Origin of the sequence: Arthrobacter wenxiniae, assembly GCF_013376105.1 — a bacterium.
Taxonomy (GTDB): Bacteria; Actinomycetota; Actinomycetes; order Actinomycetales; family Micrococcaceae; genus Specibacter; species Specibacter wenxiniae.
On record NZ_JAAMFM010000010.1, the window covers coordinates 1 to 20,360 of the forward strand.

Below are 20,360 nucleotides of genomic sequence, written 5' to 3' on the forward strand. Positions count from 1 at the left end.
TGCCCCCGCCCCGGCTCCCGCGCCGGCACCGGCACCTGCCCCCGCCCCGGCGCCGTCCGGGTCCTACATCCAGGTCATGGTCAACTACGCCATGTCCCAAGGCGGCAAGGGCTACCAGTGGGGCGGCACCGGCAATCCGGGCTTTGACTGCTCAGGGCTTGTCATGAAGTCCTTTGCGGCGGCCGGAATTTCCGTGCCGCGCACTGGAACCGCGCAGTTCTGGGCGGCTCCCAAGCGCGTTCCGCTGTCGCAAATGCGCTATGGCGACCTGCTCGTGTTTGACGAGTATCCGGCAGGCTCGGGCCAATTCGGCCACATTGCCATCTACATCGGGAACAACCAGGTGGTGCAGGCGCTCAACTATGGCTACCCGGTGGGCGTGTATTCCCTGTCCGACATGGCCGGCATGAGCCTCTACCCGTACGCCGCCCGCTACTAGGCCGCACGCGCCCCAACCGCGGGCTCCTGGGTGGTCCGCGCCTTCGGGGGCCAGCGATCACCGCGAGGGCGGTGCCAAGCCGCACGGACGGTGTATGTTGTGGGTGCGTTCGCGGATTGGCCCCGAGCCCGCCCGGCAGGTGCTTGTGGCATCGGCCGCCGGTGCTCAGGTCTGCAGCATGGGGCCGAACGCCGCGCGGTCGTCCTGCCGGGGATCTTCACGGTCCCGGACCACCATGATGGGTCCCCTGGCATGGTGGCGCACGCCGTCGGTGGTGGAGCCGAGCATCATGCCGGCAAAGCCGCCGCGGCCGCGGGTGCCCATGACCAGCAGCTCCGAGGTTTCCGAGGCCTTCACGAGCACGTCCACGGCGGAGCCCTCCACCAGCTTGACTTCAACGGGCAGCGTGGGAAAGTGGTGGCGCAACCATTTCTCGCCGGCATCAAGCTGTGTCTGGATCTCGGCGAACAGTGCCTCCCGGTCCACGGGGGCCGGCATCCAGGCCAGCGAACCGGTGTAGGGCTGCACGGCGCAGATGATGCGCAGCAGGGATCCTGTACGTTCGGCCTGTTCGGCGGCCACCAGCACGGCATACCGTGCCTGGTCGGAACCGTCGACCCCCACGGTGACAACCTTTTCAATGACGGGCGGGACGGCGTCGGGGTCCGTGCCTTCACCGAGGCGCGGGGCGCAGCTCAGCGGAATCGTGACGGTGGGGCACTTCGAGTGGGCCGGCAGGGCGGAGCTCACGCTGCCCAGCAGGCGGCCAATGAAGCCGCCGCGGCCGCGGGTGCCGAATACCAGCAGCTCGGCTGTCTCACTCATCTCGAGCAGGACGCCGGCAGGGTCGCCGTTTTCCACGCGGGCATCAAGCTCCACGTCTAGGTGGGCCACCTTGGCGGCCGCCTCGCGAAGGACAGCCTCCGCGCCTTGGCGGATGACGTCGTCGTCCACGGTGGCGTAACCGCCGTCGAGCCCGGAGGCGGCAAAGATGGGGACGGTGTAAGCGGTGACCAGGTGCAGTGGCGACTTGCGGGCCTTGGCCTCGCGGGCGGCCCACACCACGGCGCAGTTGCTTTGTTCGGAACCGTCGACGCCCACAACAATTCCGGTGGGGGCGGGAATGGGGTCGGGCTGGGCAACCGGGGATGACTGCTCTGGACTGCTCATGCTGCGCCTCCTTGGGTAGGTGGCCTGGAGCGGGCGTCGAGGACTGTTGTCCGTCTCCCCCTCGAAGCCTGTACCTGTGACTATTGTCCCTCCAGCGTTGCGCGTCAAGTTACACGCGCCGGGCCCGGGCCGTGTTGTGCCGCGGCCATTCTCGGGCACTGAATCGGGCCGCGAATACGGTTGCCCAGTCCTCGCCCTGAAGGCAAAAACAGATGCTTTCGCCCCCTCCGCGAGCCCGGGGAAATCGTCCCACCCATGCCGGACACCCCGCGAGGGCAGGCGGCGTTTCTCCATTCACAGAACTTTCACTGTCCCTACCCAGACGTTGAAATGTTCGGTATGGTTCGAAAGGACGCTGAACCGCACGAAGTGTTTTACGAACACCAATTTGGATCATGTCCGCAGCGAATCATTGACGGCGCAGCCCGCTCCCGGGCCGCTGCCGCGCGAGGTTTCTCCCACCGTTCGAGGAGGCATTGCCATGACGGCCGCACCAACTGCTGTGCCCGCAACAGGCTTGACCACCGAAGCCACCACCACCATCGTGATCGGATCCGGCTTCTCCGGACTGGCCATGGCGGCGGAACTGAACCGCCAGGGCATCAAGGCGATCGTGGTGGACTGCCCCTCCCACGCTTCAGGCCCGGCTGCACCGTCGACCGGAGGCATCAGCCTGGACGCGATGGGCGAGCGCACCGACATCATGCGGCTGCTGGAGCACTACGCCCGCCGCCACGAGCTGGACATCCGGCCCGCCACCCGCGCCCTGCACATCCAGCACACCCCGGCCGCAAACCCCGCTGCACGGCAATGGGAGGTTCAGACGGCCACGGGCACCCTGACGGCATACAGCATTGTCTTCACCCGCGGGGCTCTGAACCAGCTGCGCCGCATGCTGCACACCACGGGGATCGGCACCGGCCGCGGGCTGGGCGCCGCCATGCATTCACTGGGCCTGTATCTGGTGGGCGCGGGGGATCTGGTCACCCCCACCACGGCGGAAATACTGCGCCAGGCCAAGCGCACAGGGCATTCCATCTCCGTCCGGGTGGCCTCCCGGCACGCCGCTGCCATGTCAGCCACCGCGTAATACGGCACCCGGAGCCTGCCGCCCGGTGCCGGAACGTCAGTCGGCCTGGCCGAGCCGGCGCCGCGCCACCACGACCATTGCCACGACCACCACCACCAACACGCCGATCAGGCCGACGACGCTCCACGGAATGCCGCCGCTGTCGGCCACGGGCGGTGCCGCGGCCTCGCTGACCTGCTGCGCCGGCTGCGCGGGCCCCGCCACGGCGCCCGGGCTGGCCGCCGCCTTGGTCGTGAACGTAAAGTTCTGTCCGGTGCCGACCGGGTGTGAGTCGGAGGACACCAGCCGCCATTCCACCGTGTACTTGCCCGCCGGGGCGCCCGGCTTGACCTGCTGGGTGGCCACATTGTCCAGCACCGAGACCGCGCCAACCGCCCAGTTGGTGCCCCCCGCGTCCAGCACCTTGATCTCGGCACCGATGGCGGCCGGGGTGTTGGACATGGTCAGCGTCACGGCCTGGGGCATCGTGGCCACGGTGGCGCCGTTGGCCGGAAAGGTGCTTTCCAAGGAATCGTGGGCCTGGGCCGTTCCCGTTCCGCCCAGCAGTGCCAGCAGCACGACGGCGGCACCCGCCAGGGCGCGCCAGGCGGCGCGCGGGCGGACGGCCCGCCGCGCTGAACCGTGCAGGCGGAGGCCAGCGGCAGGATTCCGCCGGGTGGCATGTCCCCCCGGTGTCATGTTCGTCTCGTCGGCGCTCTGCGGGGAAGGGAAATTCACGGTACGTGATCCTTGGCTGGGCAATGGGGTGTCGTCTTCACCTTAGTGCAGGAACTGGGGGGAATGCCCGGCGCCGGCGCGGATCCTCCGGCCCGCGGGGGTGGAACGAACGCACACGGCGCGTGGCGGCGTCGTACCTAAAATGCCGACCTGACCCGGACGCGGCCCATCATGGCCCGCCCTGAATGCGGCTAGTATTTTCTCAACTGGACTATCCCCCTTTTTCTTCGCCCGGAGGGCCCCCTTATGGCAACCACGATGGCTACCCGCCTATCTGCGGTAGACAAATACTTCATGATCACCGAGCGCGGCTCGAATTACTCGCGCGAGATCCGCGGCGGCTTCGCCACCTTCTTCGCCATGAGCTACATCGTGGTCCTGAACCCGCTGATCCTGGGGGGCGCCGATTCCTCCGGGGCGGTACTGGGCCCGGCCCGCGTGGCCGCCATGACCGCCCTCGTCGCTGGCCTGCTGACCATCATCATGGGCGCCTGGGCGAAGCACCCGTTCGCGCTGGCCACCGGGCTGGGCGTGAATGCGTTCGTGGCCGTGACCGTGGCCTCGCACCCGGGGCTCAGCTGGCCGGACATGATGGGTCTGGTGGTGCTCTCCGGCGCCACCATGTTCATCCTGGTCCTCACCGGTTTCCGCACTGCCGTGTTCAATGCGGTGCCGGCCGGGCTGAAGACGGCCATCGTGGTGGGAATCGGGCTGTTCATCGCGCTGATTGGCCTGGTCAACGCCGGCTTTGTGCGCCGCATCCCCGACGTGGCCGGCACCACCGTCCCCGTGGGCCTGGGCTTTGACGGCAAGCTGCTCGGCTGGCCCACCCTGGTGTTCGTGGTGGGCCTGGTCCTGACCATCGCCCTGGTGGTCCGGAAGGTCAAGGGCGCCATCCTGATGGGGATCATCGCCTCCACCGTCCTGGCCAACATCCTGCAGGCCGTCTTCAACATCGGCCCCAGCTTTGACGGCAAGACCGCCAACCCCGAGGGCTGGTCCCTGGTGGTGCCGCACTTCTCCGGGCTGACGCCGCCGGACCTGGGGCTGTTCGGCCAGGCCAACATCTTTGGCTCCTTCTCCCACCTGGGCGCGCTGGCGGCCCTGCTGCTCGCGTTCAGCATCCTGTTGAGCATCTTCTTTGATGCCATGGGCACCATGGTGGGCCTGGCCAACGAGGCCGGCACCGTGGATGCCGAAGGCAACATCCCGAACGTGGACCGCGTGCTCCTCGTCGACGCGTTCGGCGCCATTGCGGGAGGCGGCACCTCGGTGTCCTCCAACCAGATCTTTGTCGAGTCCGGCGCCGGCATCGGCGAGGGCGCCCGTACCGGCCTGGCTTCGATCGTCACGGGCCTGCTGCTGATTGTCGCCATGTTCTTCACCCCGCTGATCTCCCTGGTGCCGTTCGAGGCCGTTGCCCCCGCGCTGGTGGTGGTGGGCTTCATGATGGTGTCCCAGGTGGGCAGGATCGACTGGTCCGACTGGGGCATCGGCATCCCGGCCTTCCTGACCTTCACCCTCATGCCGTTCACGTACTCGATCGCCAACGGCCTGGGCGCCGGCTTCATCGCGTTCGTCCTGATCCGCCTGTTCCAGGGCCGCGCCAGGGAAGTCCACCCGCTCATGTGGGCCGTGGCCGCCGCGTTTGTGGTCTTCTTCGGGATCGGCCCGATCGAGCAGGTCTTCAACATCAAGTAGTCCCCAGCTCCTCCCCAATCTCGTTCCTCGATTGGGGCCCCTCGGAGTTGTGGGCCCAACCACGACTCCCCTGCCTCGTTCCTCGATTGGGGCCCCTCGGAGCTGTGGGCCCAACCACGACTCCCCTGCCTCGTTCCTCGATTGGGGCCCGCCCTTCCGCGCGTTGGGGCGGCGTCTGCCATGACAGACGCCGCCTTCGAGGAGCCGCTGGTCATTCCGGCCCGGCTGCTGTTGGCTGGAACCATGGACTTCACTTCCCTCACCGTTGACACCGCCCCTTCCCCCTGGTCCGGAAGGAACGACGGCGACGGGCCGGCCCACCGGCGCTGGTGGCAGTCCGTGGCCACTCCCCGGACGGCCGTACGGGACTCCTCCGCGGAATCCGCCGGACCCGCCGCGCTGCTGGGCTTCTGCTCCCATGAGGGCGTGCGCCGCAACAAGGGCCGCGTCGGGGCGGCTGCGGCCCCGGCCGCCATCCGAGCCGCGCTCGGCTCCCTGGCCTTCCACGGCTCCCGCGCCGTCACTGACGTGGGCGACGTGGTGGTGGCTGGCGAGGACTTGGAGGACGGCCAGGCCCGGGCCGGCCGCGCCCTCACCTCCATGCTCGACGCCGGACAGCTCACCTTCGTCCTGGGCGGCGGGCACGAGACCGCGTTTGCCAGCTACCTGGGCGTTGCCGGCACCGCGGCGGTGGCGAACGGCGCCCGGCTGGGCGTGCTGAACCTGGACGCCCACTTTGACCTGCGCGAGGCGCCCGTCCCCAGCTCCGGCACGCCGTTCCTGCAGATGGCCCGCGCGGAAGCCGCCGCAGGGCGCGAGCTCAATTACGCCGTCGTCGGCATCAGCGAGCCGAACAACACCCGCGTCCTTTTCGACACCGCCCACGAGCTGGACGTGAAGTACCTGCTCGACGAGGACTGCACGGCCGAGCGGACGGCCGCGTTTGTGTCCGCGTTCCTGGAGACCGTGGACATCGTGTACCTGACGATCGACCTCGACGTGCTCCCCGCCGCCGTGGCGCCCGGCGTCAGCGCCCCCGCGGCGTACGGCGTTCCGCTGCCGGTCATCGCCTCCGTGTGCCGGCAGGTGGCTGCTGGCGGCAAGCTGTTCCACTTCGACGTGGCGGAGCTCAACCCGGAGTTCGACATCGACAACCGCACGGCCAGGGTGGCCGCCCGCCTCGTCGACACCCTGCTGCGGTAGCCGCTGCGCTCCGGCCGCGGACTCCGGTGGTTGAGCCGGTCGAAATCCGGGCCACGGCGCGACCCTGGATCTCGACAGGCTCGATCACCGGGCCAACCCGATCACCGGGCCTCGGCCGCGACCTCATCTTCCAGGCCGTGCCCGCCACGGAACTGGGTCTTGTACAGCGTGTAGTAGGCGCCGCGGCGGGCCAGCAGGAGCTCGTGCGTGCCGTGCTCGACGATGTCGCCGTCCTCCATGACCAGGATGGTGTGGGCGTCGCGGATGGTGGAGAGCCGGTGCGCGATCACAAACGACGTCCTGTCGGTGCGCAGGGCGGCCATGGCGTGCTGGACCGCCAGCTCGGTGCGGGTGTCCACGCTCGAGGTGGCCTCGTCGAGGATCAGCAGCGACGGGTTGGCGATGAACGCCCGGGCAATGGTGATCAGCTGCCGCTCGCCGGCGGAGACTGTGCCGCCGTCGGCGTCGATCACGGTGTCGTAGCCGTCGGGGAGCTGGCGGACAAACCTGTCCACCATGGTGGCCTTCGCCGCCTCCACGATCTCTCCGTCCGTGGCATCCAGGCGGCCGTAGCGGATGTTCTCCCGGATGGTCCCCTCAAACAGCCACGCGTCCTGCAGCACCATGCCGACCTGCGCCCGCACTTGCTGCCGGGGCAGCTCCCGGGTGTCAATCCCGTCGAGCAGGATCCGCCCGCCCGTGAGCTCGTAAAAGCGCATGACAAGGTTGACCAGCGTGGTCTTGCCGGCGCCCGTGGGACCCACGATGGCGACGGTCTGGCCGGGCTGCACCGTGAAGGAAACGTCCCGGATGAGGGGTGTTTCGGGATCGTAGCTGAAGGAGACCTGCTCGAAGGCGACGTGCCCGTCCGCCTGGGCGGGGAGCTCGGCGCTGCCCGTGTCCGGGTCCTGCTCCCCGGCGTCGAGCAGTTCAAAGGTGCGCTCCGCGGAGGCCACGCCGGACTGGATCATGTTGGCTATGCCTGCCATCTCGCCGATGGGCTGGGAGAATTCGCGCGAGTACTGGATGAACGCCGTGGCGTCGCCCAGTGTCATCTGCCCGGTGGCCACGCGCACGCCGCCGACCACGGCGACCAGCACGTAGGAGAGGTAGGAGACAAACTGCATGGCAGGCATGATCATGCCCGAAACGAACTGGGCACCGAAGGACGCCTTGTAAAGCTTCTCGTTGCGTTCGTCAAAGACCTCCAGCATTTCCGCATCGCGGCCGTAGGCACGGACCAGTTCAAGCCCCGAGAACGTCTCCTCCACGTGGCCGTTGAGTGCGCCCGTGTTCTTCCATTGCGCGGCAAACAATTTTTGCGACCTGGCACCTATGGCACCGGCGATGGCTGCGGAAAGCGGCAGCGCGACCAGGGCGATCAAGGCCAGCTGCCACGACACGATGAACATCATGACGCCAATGCCCAGAATGGTCAGCGCGGACTGGACCAGCTGGGAGAACGCCTGCTGCAGGGCGGCCTGAATGTTGTCGACGTCGTTCGTGACGCGCGACATCAGGTCCCCGCGCTGGCGCGTGTCAAAGTACCCCAGCGGCAGCCGGTTCAGCTTGTGCTCGATGTCCTCGCGCAGCCGGAAGACCACGCGCATGACGAGTGCGTTGAGCAGGTACCCCTGCAGCCACATCAGTGTCGAGGCAACCATGTACAGGGCCAACACAACCACGATCAAGCGGCTGAGCCGGACAAAATCGATGCCCTGTCCGGGCACGATGTTCGCCTTGGCCAGCATGTCGGCGAGCTGCCCGTTGCCCGCGGCGCGCTGCCCGGCAACGATGGAATCCAGGGGCACGCCGGCGGGAAGCTGCGCGCCGATGACGCCGTTGAAGATGGTGTCCATGGCGGCTCCGAGGATCTTCGGCGCAATCACTGTCAGCACCACCGATGCCGCCACCAGCACCACCACCAGCGAGAACTGACGGCGTTCCGGGCGCAACAGTCCCGTCAGCCGCTTGACCGAGGGCCAAAAGTGTTTGGCCTTCTTGGCCGGCGCCGCGCCGAACATGTCGCCGTCGGTGCTTCCGGGTTCGTAGTCGGCGCCGGTGTCCCCGGCTTCCTCAGCCGTCCCGGACGCCTGGTCCGTGTTCCGCCGTGCCATCAGGGGACCCCTTCAACGCTTAGCTGCGACTCGACGATTTCCCGGTACGTCCCACTGCTTTCCAGGAGTTCGTCGTGAGTGCCGGTCCCGACCACCTCGCCGTTGTCCAGCACGATGATGTGGTCGGCTTCCCGGATGGTGGAGACCCTTTGGGCGACGATGATCACCGTCACCCCGTCTGTGGCGGCGTGCAGGGACCTGCGGAGGTTCTCGTCGGTGGTGACGTCCAGGGCCGAGAAGGAGTCGTCAAAGAGGAACACGCGCGGCCTGGCCGCCAGCGCCCGGGCAATGCAGAGCCGCTGGCGCTGCCCGCCGGAGACGTTGGTGCCGCCCTGGGCCATGGTCTCCGCCAGGCCCCCGGGCTTGTCCTCAACGAAGTCCCTGGCCTGGGCCACCTCCAGCGCAGCCCAGATGTCCCCGTCGCTCGCGTCCGGCCGGCCAAAGCGGATGTTGGAGGCGACGGTGCCGGAAAACAGGTACGGCTTTTGCGGCACCAGCCCCACCAGGGAGGCCAGCTGGGGGCGGCTCAATTCGCTCACGTCCACGCCGCCAATCCGCACGGAACCGCCCTGCGGGTCAAAGAGCCGGGGAATCAGGTTCACCAGCGTCGACTTGCCGGACCCCGTGGACCCGACAATCGCCGTCGTCCGCCCCTCACCGGCCGTAAAGCTGACCCTGTTCAGCACGGGGCGCTCGGCACCGGGATAGCCAAAGGAGACATCCTGGAATTCGACGTCATGGCCCGCCGGCATGCCTGTGCCGCCCGGAACCGCGAGGCTGGGCCGGGTGCTGAGGACCTCGTCGAGCCGTTCCGCCGAAACGGCCGCACGGGGGATCATCATGACCATGAAGACGCCCATCATGACAGCGACCAGGATCTGGAGCAGGTACTGCAGGAACGCCGTCAGCGAGCCCACCTGCATCTGGCCGGCGTCCACGCGCTGCCCGCCAAACCACAGCACGGCGGCGGTGGCCAGGTGCAGGATCATCATGATCAGCGGAAACATCAGCACAAACAGGTTGCCCACCCGCACCGACACGCGCGTCAGGGCCAGGTTGGCGCCGCGGTACCGTTCGGCCTCAAAGGGTTCACGCACAAATGCCCGGATGACCCGGATGCCCGTGATCTGTTCGCGCAGCACCGCGTTGACGGTGTCGATGCGTTCCTGCATCTCGCGGAAGAGGGGCAGCAGCTTCACCACCAGAAAGCCGACCACCATGAAGAGCAGCGGGACGGACACCCACAACAGCCAGGACAGGCCCAGGTCCTCGCGCAGTGCCATGACGATGCCGCCAATGCACATGATGGGCGTGGACACCATGAAGTTCAGCGCCATCAGGACCAGCATCTGCACCTGCTGGACGTCGTTGGTGTTGCGGGTGATGAGCGTGGCGGTGCCAAAACGGCCCACGTCGAGGGCGCCGAGCGCGTTGACGCGGTGGTAGACCTCCCGGCGCAGGTCGCGCCCCATGGCCATGGCCGTGCGGGCGCCAAAGTAGATGCCGCCGATCGCCGCGGCAACCTGGATGAAGCAGACCACGACCATGGTGGTGCCGGTGGCCCAGATGAAGTCGGTGTCGCCCTTGGCCACGCCCTGGTCGATGACCTTGGCGTTGAGGCTGGGCAGGTAGAGGGCAGCCAGGGTGGAGACCAGCTGCAGCACCAGCACGGCAAGAATGGATCCCCAATATGGCCGCGCATGGCGCAATGCCAGCAGGGCGAGTTTCACAAGGCAACCTCATTCGAATAAATGTTTGATACTCAAGTGACTCAAACATTAAACACGCCCGCCCCCGGTGTGGCAACCGTCACATCGGGGGCGGGCGGCTCGTCTCAACACCCTCGTTCCGGCCGCGGACCGGCATTCACGGTGGGAATGCCGGTCCGCCCTGATGGTGCGCCAGTTGGATGGTGAGCCGGTTAGTTCAGCGGGCCCGTGGCTGATTCTGCCGCCGCGCGGATGGCGCCGGAACCCACCAGGCGGTCGGCCTCCTCCAGCTCCGGGGACAGGAAGCGGTCTGCGCCGGGGCCGGGCACCGTGGCCCGAAGCAGCTCAAGCACGGCGGCGCCGGCGGGGCCGGGGACCAGTGCGCCGCCTGACATGGAAGTCCGCATGTCGATGGCGCGGGTGGCCGTGACGAGCTCAATGGCGAGCACGCGGCGCAGGTTTTCCACGGAGCGGCGCAGCTTGCGGGCGGCGTGCCAGCCCATGGAGACATGGTCCTCCTGCATGGCGGAGCTGGGGATGGAGTCCACCGAGGCGGGGACGGCAAGCCGCTTGGAGTCGGAGACGAGCCCGGCCTGCGTGTACTGGGCGATCATCAGGCCCGAGTCCACGCCGGGGTCCCCGGCCAGGAAGGCGGGCAGGCCGTGCGAACGGGCGGGGTCGAGCATCCTGTCGGTGCGGCGCTCGGCGATCGAGGCGACGTCGGCGGAGACGATGGCGAGGAAGTCCAACACATAAGCCACCGGGGCGCCGTGGAAGTTGCCGTTGGAGGAGACGCGGCCGTCGGGCAGGACCACGGGGTTGTCGATGGCCGCGGCGAGCTCGCGGGTGGCGACCGTCAGCGCGTGCTCCACGGTGTCACGGGCGGCGCCGGCGACCTGGGGGGCGCAGCGCAGCGAGTAGGCGTCCTGCACGCGGGAATCGCCCGTCCGGTGCGAGGCGACGATGGGCGAGCCGGCGAGCACGCGCAGCATGTTGTCGGCGCTCAATGCCTGGCCGGGGTGCGGGCGCAGGTCCATGTGCAGCTCGGGCAGGAACACCTGGTCGGTGCCCAGCAGGCCCTCGACGCTCAAAGCGGCGGTCACGTCCGCCGTCGTCAGCAGCAGCTTGAGGTCCGCGATGGCCATGAGCAGCATGCCGAGCATGCCGTCCGTGCCGTTGACGAGCGCCAGGCCCTCCTTTTCGGCCAGCTCGATGGGCGTGATGCCGGCCTCGGCCAGCAGCTCGGCGACGGGGCGGACCGCGCCGTCCGGCCCGGCGGCCTCGCCCTCGCCCATGAGCACCAGCGCGCAGTGGGACAGCGGCGCGAGGTCGCCGGAGCAGCCGAGCGAGCCAAATTCGCGCACCACAGGCGTGATTCCCGCGTTGAGTACGTCCACCATGGTCTGCACCACGACGGGGCGCACGCCGGTGCGGCCGGACGCGAGCGTCTTGGCGCGCAGGAACATCAGCGCCCGCACCACCTCGCGCTCCACCGCCGGGCCCATGCCGGCCGAGTGGGAGCGGATGAGCGACTTCTGCAGCTGGGTGCGCATGTCCTCGTGGATGTGGCGGTTGGCCAGGGCGCCGAAGCCGGTGGAGATGCCGTAGGCCGGCGTGTCGGAGTGGGCCAGCTTTTCAATGTGCGCCCTGACGCGTTCGACGCCGGCCAGCGCCTCTTCGCTGATGGTCACCTTGGCGCCGTGGCGGGCGACGGCGATGACGTCCCCGGGGGTGACCCCGGAGGACGACAGTGTTACTTCGTGGGCAAGGACGGCGGTGCTCATGGCTGATTCCTTTGGTGTGTAATGGTCTTGCTTCCCACTATCCCGCTTAACAGCAAGGAAATCCGGCCCCTCGCGTCAGCAGTGTCCGGGATTCCAGACCGTCGGCGCTGCGGAGCGTCTGCGACGGCTGCGCCCGTCAGGCACTACCCTTCGCGGCGGCCGTAAATCCGCACGGACAGTTCGCCGGCAACCTTGGTGACACGCCTGGCCAGGGCCGGCCACTCCCCCGGCGGCACCTTCTCGGCCAGGAACGTCACGGCCACGGCCGCCACGGGCCAGCCCACATGGTCCGTCACGGCCGCCGCCACGGAGCCGAAGCCCTCGGTGATCTCGCCGTTTTCCGTCGAGTAGCCGCGCCGGCGGACCTGCTCCAGGTGGGCGGAGAGGGCGGAGTACTTGCCGATGGGGTCCGGGACCTCGGTGCGCGAGGTGAACGCGGCGGCGTTGGGGTACAGGGCCCGGACCTGCGACTTGGGCAGCGCCGCCAAAATGGCGCGGCCGCTGGCGGTGAGGTGGCTGGGAAGCCGGACGCCGACGTCGGTCACGAGGGACGGGCGGTGCTTGGCCCGCTCCTCCACGATGTACAGCACGTCGCGCCCGTGCAGCACGGCCAGGTGCGCGCTCTCGCCTATCCGGTCAACGAGCGCGGCCAGCAGCGGCCGGCCCAGCCGGGACAGCGGCTCCTGCCGCGAGTAGGCGCTGCTGAGCTCGAAGGCGGCAATGCCCAGGCCGTAGCGCTGTTCCTCGGGCAGGTGCATGACAAAGCCGGAGGCCTCCATGACGCCGAGCAGGTGGTAGACGCTGGAGCGCGGCAGGTCCAGGGTGGTGGCGATGGTGGAGGCCGCGAGCGGGCCGCGTTTGGCGGAGAGCAGCTTGAGGATGCGCAGCGTATTGTCCGCCGCGGGAACCTTGGAGGGGGACCGCCTGGTGGGCGGGGCCTGCATTGCATCTGTCATGGTTCCTCGCCGGCGATCTGCGTCCATTGCTTCCTCTACACTGGCCGATCCGGCCGGCGCAGCGGGGCCGCTGTGGAACATTCGAGTCTCTAATCCCAGATTACCGGCTTTTTGCGGGCGGTCTCCAATCCAAGACAGCAACACCTGGTGAGCCGCGTCACGGCTGGTCGCGGCGTGATGTGCTGGAGGCCACTCCTGGACCGCCAGGCCCCCACTCCAAAGGTTTTTGCATGCAAAGCGCAGGCTTCTCGCTGACACGCGGGCTCAACGCCCGCCACATCCGCTTCATGGCACTCGGCTCGGCCATCGGAACGGGCCTCTTTTACGGTTCCGCCTCCGCGATCCAAAAGGCCGGACCGGCCGTGCTGCTGGCCTACATCGTTGCGGGGGCGGCCGTTTTCATGGTGATGCGGGCCCTGGGCGAGATGGCCGTGCGCCATCCGGTCTCCGGCTCCTTTGGCCAGTACGCCGGCCGGTACCTGGGGCCCCTGGCCGGGTTCATCACCGGCTGGACGTACGTCTTTGAAATGGCCATTGTCGCCATTGCCGATGTCACCGCGTTCAGTATCTACATGGGATTCTGGTTCCACGGGGTGCCCCGCTGGATCTGGGTGCTGGCCATCATCTTCTTCCTGGCCGCCCTGAACCTGCTCAGCGTGAAGGTGTTCGGCGAACTGGAATTTTGGTTCTCGCTGATCAAGGTGGCGGCCATCATCGCCATGATCGCCGGCGGCGCCGCCATCATCGTCTTTGGCTTCCACGTCGAGGCCGCACAGTCCGCCCCGGGCCTGGGGAACCTGGTGGCGCACGGCGGTTTCCTGCCGCACGGCTGGGGCGGGCTCATGGCCGCGTTCGCCGTCGTCATGTTTGCCTTCGGCGGGATCGAGACGATCGGGGTGACAGCCGGCGAGGCGGCTGACCCGGCCAGGTCGATCCCATCGGCCGTGAACACCGTCCCGGTTCGCGTGCTGCTGTTCTACGTGCTGACCATCGGCGTGCTCATGAGCCTGTTCCCGTGGGACCGCATCACGGGCGAGACCAGCCCGTTCGTGCAGATCTTCTCCTCCCTGGGCATCCCGGCGGCCGGCAACATCTTGAACGGCGTGGTCATCACCGCCGCCCTCTCCGCCGTCAACAGCGACATCTTTGGCGCCGGCCGCATCCTCTTCGGCCTGTCCCGCCAGGGCCACGCGCCGGCCGTCTTCGGGCGGATTTCACGCACGGGCGTACCGTGGATGACCGTGGTGATGATGACCGGCGTGCTGCTGGTGGGCGTGGTGCTCAACGCCGTCATCCCGCAGGAGGTGTTCGTGGTCATCGCCTCGATCGCCACCTTTGCCACCGTCTGGGTGTGGGTCATGATCCTGGCGTCGCACGTGGCGATGAAGCGCGAAACCGCCCGCGACTCCCTGGCCCCCTCCGCCTTCCCGGTTCCGCTCTGGCCCCTCGCCTCCGCGCTGACCATCGTGTTCATGGCGGCGATCGTGGTGGTGCTGGGCGCCTTCCCGGACACCCGCGTGGCCCTGTGGGTGGGCGGGGCCTGGCTGGCCCTGCTGGTCCTGGCGTTCCGCCTGTGGGTCCGCGGTGACGGACGACGCCGGACCCTCCTTCCCGACGAAACCGCGCCCGCCGCGGTGGCCGGCCTGGACGCGGGCACTGCCGCGTACCGCTAACGGCAGGGCCTGGTCCGCGTCACCTGGCCCCGTCGGTGAGCACGAGGGCGCTGTGGCCGAACTGGCGGACCTTGGCGTCGGCCCAGAGCTGGGCGGGCATGGCGCCGCCAAGCAGGGCGCGGGGCAGGCCGTCGCCGTCGCCCAGGGGTTCGTCGGAGCCGGCGATGATGACGTTGCCGGAGCGGCGGCCCTTGAGCATGGGCGGATCCGCGATGATGACGGTGTGCGCGAACGCCGCGGCGATCGTGGCGGCCTCGCGGCGGGCCGTGGCCAGCGCGGGCGAGTCCCCGCAGTTGACCACATAGACGCCGCCGGGGCCCAGCACGTTTTTCGCCGCGGCGGTGAACTCCGCCGTTGTCAGGGCGTGCGGTGTCGTGGCGCCGGCGAACACGTCCCGGATGACGAGGTCGCGGCTGGCGGCCGCCAGGGACTCGGTCACCCCGCGCGCCTCGCCCACGCGGATCCGGAGCAGGGGTGCCCGGGGAAGGTCGAACCAACCGCGCACCAGGGCGGCCAGCTTCCCGTCGATCTCCACCACCACGTTGCGCGAGTTCGGGTAGGCGGCCACCAGGTAGCGGGGCATGGAGCAGGCGGCGCCGCCCAGGCTCAGCGTGCGCAGCCTTTCGTCCGGGCCCCACCGGTCCTGCACGAGCGCCATGATCCAGCGCATGTACTCGAATTCCAGGTGCAACGGGTCGGCCAGGTCAACGTGCGAGCTCTGCACGCCATTGAGCATGAGCAGCCAGCCATTGGGGTTGTCCCCGTCGGGGATCAGCTCCGCGGTGCCGGTGTCGGTGGGATACAGTCCCGCCGCGGGCCCGGCCACAGCGGTGTCAGGCGTCACCGCGGCATTCCGGGGCGTGCGCTTGCGGCCCATCAGCCCGCCACCGCGGGCCGGACCCTGCGGATTTCCGGGAGGTTGTGCCAGTCGGCACCCAACACGTCGCGCGCGCCGTCGGCCCCGAAGCTGTTCCTGGCATAAAAGGCCTGGGCCCTGGGGTTGTCCTCCAGCACCCACAGGAACGCCGCCCCGCGGCAGCGCAGGTGCAGGCGCATGGCGGCTTCGGCATCGTCGGTGGTGGCGGGGCGCAGCTCGATGCTCATGCTGCCAGCGTAGTGCAGCGGCTACTTCACCACGGCAATCGCGAAGCCGTCCCAGCCCTTCGAGCCCGCGGTCTGGATGGCGGTGGCCTCCAGGGACGAGTTGGCGCCCATGAAGTCGAGCGCGGCACGGATGGCGGCGGCGTCCGGGTCGCCGCCGGGGTCCAGGATGGTGCCCTCCCAGACGACGTTGTCCATGACGATGACGCTGCCGGGGCGGGTCAGCTTCAGCGCCCATTGCAAATACGCCGTGTCGTTGCCCTTGTCCGCGTCGATGAACACAAAATCGTACGGCTCACCGCCCTCCAGCGTGGGCAGGGTCTCCAGCGCCGGGCCCACCCGGATGTCCACCATGGCGCCTACCCCGGCGGCGTCGAGGTTTTTGCGGGCGACGGCGGCATGCCCGGGGACGTACTCGCAGGTGGTGACGTGGCCGTCAGCGGGCAGCCCGCGGGCCAGCCAGATGGTGCTGAACCCGGCCAGCGTGCCGATCTCCAGCACCCGGCGGGCGCCCTGGATCCGGGCCAGCAGCATGAGCAGCTTCCCGGCCGTCGGCGCCACCTCGATCCGGGGCATGCCCGCGGCGTCGATGCTGGAAATCACCGCCTCCATGCCTTCGCCGCCCCCCACGAGCGTGGCGGACAGGTAGTCCTCAACCTCGGCCCAACCGGGGCGGCTCTGATGCTCAACCATGGTCCCAGCGTAGGACACCGCGGGCCGTTCGGACAGGGTTCCGCCCGGCGGGAAGTACGACGCCGGCTACTCCCCCAGGGTCCCCAGCGCGCGTTCCAGCCGGTCCACCTTGCCGGTGAGCTCGCCGGTGTGGCCGGGGCGGATGTCCGCCTTCAGGACCAGGGACACGCGGCTGCCGTAGCGGCCCGCGGCCTCGGTGGCGCGCCTGACCACGTCCATGACCTCGTCCCAGTCGCCCTCGACCTCGGTGAACATGGAGCTGGTGTGGTTCGGCAGGCCGGATTCGCGCACCACCTTGACGGCCGCGGCCACGGCGGTGTGGACGGACGCGTCGCCGCCCGTGCCGGCCGGCGCGTCCGCGGGCGTGCCGCTGGGTGCCACTGAAAATGCCACAATCATGGGGTCTCCTTCTGCGTTTCTTCCATTATGGTCCCTGGCGCCGCACCGACGGCATGCGGGTGTCCGCCATGCGCAGCCGGCGTTGCGCCCCCAGTACACCCGGGGCGAAGCTGTCAGGGCCAGCCCAGCAGCCGCAGCCCGGCCGCGGCCAGGGCGCCGACGATCACCACCACCAAAAACGGCGCTTTCAGCCACAGCGCCACCGCGGCCGCCACCAGCGCCCCCACCCGCGCGTCCAGCACCACGGCTGTCCCGCTCGCCGCCGCGTTCACCACCGTCAGCGACGCCAGCAGCCCGATGGTCAGGGTCCCCGCCACGCGGGACATGCGCGGGTTGGCCAGCACCTTGGCCGGGACCAGGTAGCCCAGCAGCTTCGTCAGGTACGCAATGGCGGCCGCCACCAGCACCCACAGCCAGAAATTCATGGTGCCACCCCGCTTTCCGGGTGGCGTCCCGGGGCATCCCCGTGGGCAGGGGCATCCCCCCGGGCCAGGACATCCCCCTGGCCGGAAACCTCGCCCCGGCCGGGGCGGGCCGGCGGCGGAAGCCGCGTCGCGGCATCGTGCCGGTAGGGTTCAATGTCCGGCTCCAGGCCGTCGCCCACACGGCCGGGAGCATGGTCAGGCGTGCCGCCCCGCCGGAACCAGCCGACCAGCCCCGCAACCAGCGCGGCCACCAGGATGGGCACGCCGGGGGCCACGAAGGGGACGGCCAGCAATGTCACCACGGCGCACACCACGGCAATCGCGGCCGGCTGGAAGGCCCTGATCCGGGGCCACAACAGGCCGAGGAAGGCCGCCACGGCGGCTCCGTCCAGCCCCCACTGCCTGGGGTCTCCCAGGGCATTGCCCAAAAACGCGCCCGCGGCGGTGAAAACATTCCACAACAGGTATATGCCGAGTCCGGCAACCCAGAAGCCGCGCTTCCGCTCACCGGGCTCCACCTGGCCGGTCGCCGTGGCCGTGGATTCGTCGATGGTGACGTGGGCGGCGGCAAACCGCAGCCATCCGGTGGGCCGCAGGAGCGCGTTCAGCTGCATGCCGTAGACGCCGTTGCGGATGCCCAGCAGGGCCGAGGCGCTCATGGCGGCCAGGCCGGTGCCGCCGCCGGCAATGACGCCGATGAAGGCAAACTGCGAGCCGCCGCTGAACAGCAGCAGGCTCAGGGCCATGGTCTGCCAAAAGTCCAGCCCGGAGGCCACTGACAGGGCCCCGAAGGACACGCCGTACAGGCCCGTGGCGATGGCGATCGAGGCACCAATTTTGGCCGCGGGCGAGTCCCTGAGGTTCATGGCCGGCGGACGCTCCAGGCCCATGCCACCAGCGGGAGCTGCAGCGGCAGCCGCACCGCGTGGAGGAGACGCCGAGCAGGCGTCCCGCCGGGTCCGAACGCGCGGCGGAGGGCCGAAATGTGACCCGCGGCGAATCCCGTGAACATGAGTGCCGTGGCCCCGGCCGCGGCCCGGCGTGTTCCCGGCAGGAGCAGCCCCGCCATGGCCAGGACCTCAGGAACGGCTGACGCCACCACCCACCCGTGCCGGGTCATGACGCCCAGGCGCCCGTCCCTGTCGGTGCACAGCACGGGGGGCACCACAGGATAGTAGAACGTGGGGTTGCGCACATGGTTCAAGGCGCTGGCCCCCAACAGGGCGGCCAGGGCCAGGGTGCTGACGGTTCCTGGTTTCACGAGTCCATGGTTGCACGGGCGGGCGCCGATTCCCGTCCCGAGTCCACCGGACGGACGCCCCGGCGCCGTCCCCGCCGCCCGCCGTCGGACGCCATGCTCAGCTGTTCGGTGCCGTGCAGGGCGTCGGCGGCCCGCACCAGCGCCAGGTGGGAGAAGGCCTGGGGGAAGTTGCCGGCCATCCGCCCGTCCTTCACGGAGTATTCCTCGCTGAGCAGGCCCACTTCATTGGCCAGCCCCACCAGCTTGTCCATGAGCGCCACGGCGTCCTCACGCCGGTCGGAGTGGGCGTACTGCTCCACCAGCCAGAAGGAACAGGCCAGGAACGGGTGCTCCCCCGGGGCCAGGCCGTCGAGGCCCGTGCCGGTCTCGTAGCGCAGGATCAGCCCGCGGCCGTCCACCAGCTCCTTCTCCAGCGCCGCCACCGTGCCCAGCATTTCAGGCGAATCGTAGGCCACAAACCCCACCTGGGGGATGACCAGCAGCGAGGCGTCGGTGGAGGCGCCGCCGTAGGTCTGCGTGAACGTGTTCAGTTCCTTGTTGAAGCCGTGTTCGAGGATTTCACGGCGCAGCAGCCCACGGAGCTCCTCCCACCGCTCCACCGGGCCCTTCAGTCCGTGGTCCCGGACGGCACACACGGCACAGTCAAACGCCGCCCACATCATGACCCTCGAGTGCGTGAAGTACTGCAGGTCCCCGCGCATCTCCCAGATGCCGTGGTCCTTGTCCTCCAGGTGCCGTTCCACAAACTTCAGCATGGCCAGCTGCAGGGGCCAGGAGAAGTGGTCCTCCTGTCCGCCAGCCCGCCGGAGCTTCTCCAGCGCGACCAGGACCTCGCCCACCACGTCGGCCTGGTACTGTCCCACCGCGCCGTTGCCGAAGCGCACCGGCTGTGATCCTTCGTATCCGGAAAGGTGGTCCAGCACGCCTTCGGCCAGCTCACGTTCCCCGCCCAGCCCGTACATGATCTGCAGGTCTTCCGGGTCCCCGGCGACGGCGCGCAGCAGCCAGTCCCGCCACTTGAGCGCCACGTCTTCATAGCCGTGGGTGAGCATGGCTTCCAGCGTCAACGCCGCGTCCCGGAGCCAGCAATAGCGGTAGTCCCAGTTGCGGGAGCCGCCGAAGTCCTCCGGGAGCGAGGTGGTCGGGGCGGCCACAATGCCTCCCGTGTCCTCATGGGTCAGCGCCCTGAGCACCAGCAGGGAGCGCAGCACCGCGGGGGAATACTTGCCGTCCCGGTCGTACTTGGCCGCCCAGTTGTTCCAGTACTCCAGCGTCTCCGCCAGGGCGGAGTCCAGCTTCACGTCGCGGGGGACGGGCCTGTGCGACGGATACCAGACGAGTTCCTGTTCCACCCGTTCGCCGGCCGCCACGGAAAAGGTGCCCCCGTGCCGGTGGTCGACGGCGCGCGGCAGCTCGTGCCCGCGCAGCAGCAGGGCATCCGGCCCCGCGACGGCGACGATGGCGGAGCGCCCGGCGGCCTGGTGGACGCGCCTTACCCAGGGCAGCACCTTGCCGTGGCCGGGCCGGATGGTGATTTCCTGGCGGAATTCCACCGTGCCGGTGATCCCGTCAACGCGCCGCACCACCGAGGCGCGCCGGTCGCCAATGGGCATGAACTCGGTGACCCGGGCCGTGCCGGTCGCGCTTTCCCACAGTGTCTCAAGCACGAAGGTGTGTTCCACGTAGTTCCGCGAAACGACCTTCGCCTCCACGGGCGCCATCAGCCAGCGGCCGTTGTGTTCGTTGCCAAGCAGCGCGGCGAAAACCGCCGGCGAATCAAAGCGTGGAAAGCAGAGCCAGTCCAGGCTGCCGTCACGGCCCACGAGCGCGCCGGTGTGCAGATCTGAAAGCAGTGCATAGTCTTCTATCCTTGAGGCCATGTGTCCATGCAACCACATGAGTCTGGGTTGAAACAGGGCGGA

19 protein-coding genes are annotated in these 20,360 nt (G+C 69.0%); 5 read left to right on the forward strand and 14 right to left on the reverse strand.

Annotation, left to right across the window (positions count from 1 at the left end; all coding sequences use genetic code 11):
• A partial coding sequence (locus G6034_RS08530; protein WP_176634690.1) for a C40 family peptidase occupies positions 1-439 on the forward strand: 439 nt, incomplete at its 5' end.
• Between the two features lie 165 nt (positions 440-604).
• Here the strand turns inward: G6034_RS08530 and G6034_RS08535 are convergent.
• Positions 605-1,609, reverse strand: a complete 1,005-nt coding sequence (locus G6034_RS08535) for a universal stress protein (protein WP_176634691.1) — start codon at positions 1,607-1,609, stop codon at positions 605-607.
• A gap of 481 nt (positions 1,610-2,090) precedes the next feature.
• Here G6034_RS08535 and G6034_RS08540 point away from each other — a divergent pair, with 481 nt between their 5' ends.
• Entirely contained in the window at positions 2,091-2,699 is a 609-nt protein-coding gene (locus tag G6034_RS08540) for an FAD-binding protein (protein WP_176634692.1), read from the forward strand.
• Between the two features lie 36 nt (positions 2,700-2,735).
• Here the strand turns inward: G6034_RS08540 and G6034_RS20105 are convergent, their stop codons facing one another.
• Positions 2,736-3,416 (reverse strand): copper resistance CopC family protein, encoded by a 681-nt coding sequence (locus tag G6034_RS20105; protein WP_343037994.1) that lies wholly within the window; start codon positions 3,414-3,416, stop codon positions 2,736-2,738.
• A 258-nt stretch (positions 3,417-3,674) separates the two neighbouring features.
• Here G6034_RS20105 and G6034_RS08550 point away from each other — a divergent pair, with 258 nt between their 5' ends.
• Together G6034_RS08550 and hutG are read left to right on the forward strand one after the other, a co-directional pair.
• Positions 3,675-5,117 (forward strand): NCS2 family permease, encoded by a 1,443-nt coding sequence (locus G6034_RS08550; RefSeq protein ID WP_176634693.1) that lies wholly within the window; start codon positions 3,675-3,677, stop codon positions 5,115-5,117.
• 243 nt (positions 5,118-5,360) lie between these two features.
• Positions 5,361-6,320 carry a formimidoylglutamase gene (hutG, locus tag G6034_RS08555; RefSeq protein ID WP_176634780.1) on the forward strand — a complete coding sequence of 320 codons (960 nt, stop codon included), beginning with the start codon at positions 5,361-5,363 and terminating at the stop codon, positions 6,318-6,320.
• 101 nt (positions 6,321-6,421) lie between these two features.
• On the opposite strand, the gene G6034_RS08560 is transcribed toward hutG, so the two are convergent.
• The 4 genes from G6034_RS08560 to G6034_RS08575 form a co-directional block, all read right to left on the reverse strand.
• Entirely contained in the window at positions 6,422-8,437 is a 2,016-nt protein-coding gene (locus tag G6034_RS08560) for an ABC transporter ATP-binding protein (RefSeq protein WP_176634694.1), read from the reverse strand.
• Positions 8,437-10,167: an ABC transporter transmembrane domain-containing protein gene (locus tag G6034_RS08565; RefSeq protein WP_176634695.1), complete on the reverse strand. Its 1,731-nt coding sequence runs from the start codon at positions 10,165-10,167 to the stop codon at positions 8,437-8,439. Before G6034_RS08565 ends, G6034_RS08560 begins: the two co-directional genes overlap by 1 nt.
• Positions 10,168-10,358: 191 nt before the next feature.
• Entirely contained in the window at positions 10,359-11,930 is a 1,572-nt protein-coding gene (gene hutH / locus G6034_RS08570; protein WP_176634696.1) for a histidine ammonia-lyase, read from the reverse strand.
• A 143-nt stretch (positions 11,931-12,073) separates the two neighbouring features.
• Positions 12,074-12,886 carry an IclR family transcriptional regulator gene (locus G6034_RS08575; RefSeq protein WP_246295485.1) on the reverse strand — a complete coding sequence of 271 codons (813 nt, stop codon included), beginning with the start codon at positions 12,884-12,886 and terminating at the stop codon, positions 12,074-12,076.
• Positions 12,887-13,116: 230 nt separating this feature from the next.
• Here G6034_RS08575 and G6034_RS08580 point away from each other — a divergent pair, with 230 nt between their 5' ends.
• Entirely contained in the window at positions 13,117-14,559 is a 1,443-nt protein-coding gene (locus tag G6034_RS08580) for an amino acid permease (RefSeq protein WP_176634697.1), read from the forward strand.
• Positions 14,560-14,578: 19 nt separating this feature from the next.
• Here the strand turns inward: G6034_RS08580 and G6034_RS08585 are convergent, their stop codons facing one another.
• From G6034_RS08585 to G6034_RS08620, 8 genes are all read right to left on the reverse strand, one after another.
• Positions 14,579-15,436, reverse strand: a complete 858-nt coding sequence (locus tag G6034_RS08585) for a spermidine synthase (protein WP_176634698.1) — start codon at positions 15,434-15,436, stop codon at positions 14,579-14,581.
• A complete protein-coding gene (locus G6034_RS08590; RefSeq protein WP_176634699.1) occupies positions 15,436-15,663 on the reverse strand; it encodes a hypothetical protein in 228 nt (75 codons plus the stop codon). The genes G6034_RS08585 and G6034_RS08590 overlap by 1 nt, the downstream gene beginning before the upstream one ends.
• 21 nt (positions 15,664-15,684) lie before the next feature.
• Positions 15,685-16,353 (reverse strand): O-methyltransferase, encoded by a 669-nt coding sequence (locus tag G6034_RS08595; RefSeq protein ID WP_176634700.1) that lies wholly within the window; start codon positions 16,351-16,353, stop codon positions 15,685-15,687.
• A 66-nt stretch (positions 16,354-16,419) separates the two neighbouring features.
• A complete protein-coding gene (locus tag G6034_RS08600; RefSeq protein WP_176634701.1) occupies positions 16,420-16,752 on the reverse strand; it encodes a thiamine-binding protein in 333 nt (110 codons plus the stop codon).
• 113 nt (positions 16,753-16,865) lie between these two features.
• The gene (locus tag G6034_RS08605; RefSeq protein WP_176634702.1) at positions 16,866-17,177 is read right to left on the reverse strand and encodes an AzlD domain-containing protein; all 312 of its coding nucleotides are present in this window, start codon (positions 17,175-17,177) and stop codon (positions 16,866-16,868) included.
• On the reverse strand, positions 17,174-18,043 hold the full coding sequence (locus G6034_RS08610; protein WP_176634703.1) for an AzlC family ABC transporter permease: 870 nt from the start codon (positions 18,041-18,043) through the stop codon (positions 17,174-17,176). Before G6034_RS08610 ends, G6034_RS08605 begins: the two co-directional genes overlap by 4 nt.
• Positions 18,040-18,438 carry a DoxX family protein gene (locus G6034_RS08615; RefSeq protein ID WP_176634704.1) on the reverse strand — a complete coding sequence of 133 codons (399 nt, stop codon included), beginning with the start codon at positions 18,436-18,438 and terminating at the stop codon, positions 18,040-18,042. The genes G6034_RS08610 and G6034_RS08615 overlap by 4 nt, the downstream gene beginning before the upstream one ends.
• Positions 18,435-20,336 carry a glycoside hydrolase family 15 protein gene (locus G6034_RS08620; protein WP_281375445.1) on the reverse strand — a complete coding sequence of 634 codons (1,902 nt, stop codon included), beginning with the start codon at positions 20,334-20,336 and terminating at the stop codon, positions 18,435-18,437. Before G6034_RS08620 ends, G6034_RS08615 begins: the two co-directional genes overlap by 4 nt.
• Between the last annotated feature and the right edge of the window lie 24 nt (positions 20,337-20,360).

Coding starts and splice junctions, on each gene's coding strand:
- G6034_RS08535 (WP_176634691.1), bottom strand. CDS start 1,609: ATGAGCAGTCCAGAGCAGTCATCCCCGGTTGCCCAGCCCGACCCCATT.
- G6034_RS08540 (WP_176634692.1), top strand. CDS start 2,091: ATGACGGCCGCACCAACTGCTGTGCCCGCAACAGGCTTGACCACCGAA.
- G6034_RS08550 (WP_176634693.1), top strand. CDS start 3,675: ATGGCTACCCGCCTATCTGCGGTAGACAAATACTTCATGATCACCGAG.
- hutG (WP_176634780.1), top strand. CDS start 5,361: ATGGACTTCACTTCCCTCACCGTTGACACCGCCCCTTCCCCCTGGTCC.
- G6034_RS08560 (WP_176634694.1), bottom strand. CDS start 8,437: ATGGCACGGCGGAACACGGACCAGGCGTCCGGGACGGCTGAGGAAGCC.
- hutH (WP_176634696.1), bottom strand. CDS start 11,930: ATGAGCACCGCCGTCCTTGCCCACGAAGTAACACTGTCGTCCTCCGGG.
- G6034_RS08575 (WP_246295485.1), bottom strand. CDS start 12,886: ATGACAGATGCAATGCAGGCCCCGCCCACCAGGCGGTCCCCCTCCAAG.
- G6034_RS08580 (WP_176634697.1), top strand. CDS start 13,117: ATGCAAAGCGCAGGCTTCTCGCTGACACGCGGGCTCAACGCCCGCCAC.
- G6034_RS08585 (WP_176634698.1), bottom strand. CDS start 15,436: ATGGGCCGCAAGCGCACGCCCCGGAATGCCGCGGTGACGCCTGACACC.
- G6034_RS08590 (WP_176634699.1), bottom strand. CDS start 15,663: ATGAGCATCGAGCTGCGCCCCGCCACCACCGACGATGCCGAAGCCGCC.
- G6034_RS08595 (WP_176634700.1), bottom strand. CDS start 16,353: ATGGTTGAGCATCAGAGCCGCCCCGGTTGGGCCGAGGTTGAGGACTAC.
- G6034_RS08600 (WP_176634701.1), bottom strand. CDS start 16,752: ATGATTGTGGCATTTTCAGTGGCACCCAGCGGCACGCCCGCGGACGCG.
- G6034_RS08605 (WP_176634702.1), bottom strand. CDS start 17,177: ATGAATTTCTGGCTGTGGGTGCTGGTGGCGGCCGCCATTGCGTACCTG.
- G6034_RS08610 (WP_176634703.1), bottom strand. CDS start 18,043: ATGAACCTCAGGGACTCGCCCGCGGCCAAAATTGGTGCCTCGATCGCC.
- G6034_RS08620 (WP_281375445.1), bottom strand. CDS start 20,336: ATGTGGTTGCATGGACACATGGCCTCAAGGATAGAAGACTATGCACTG.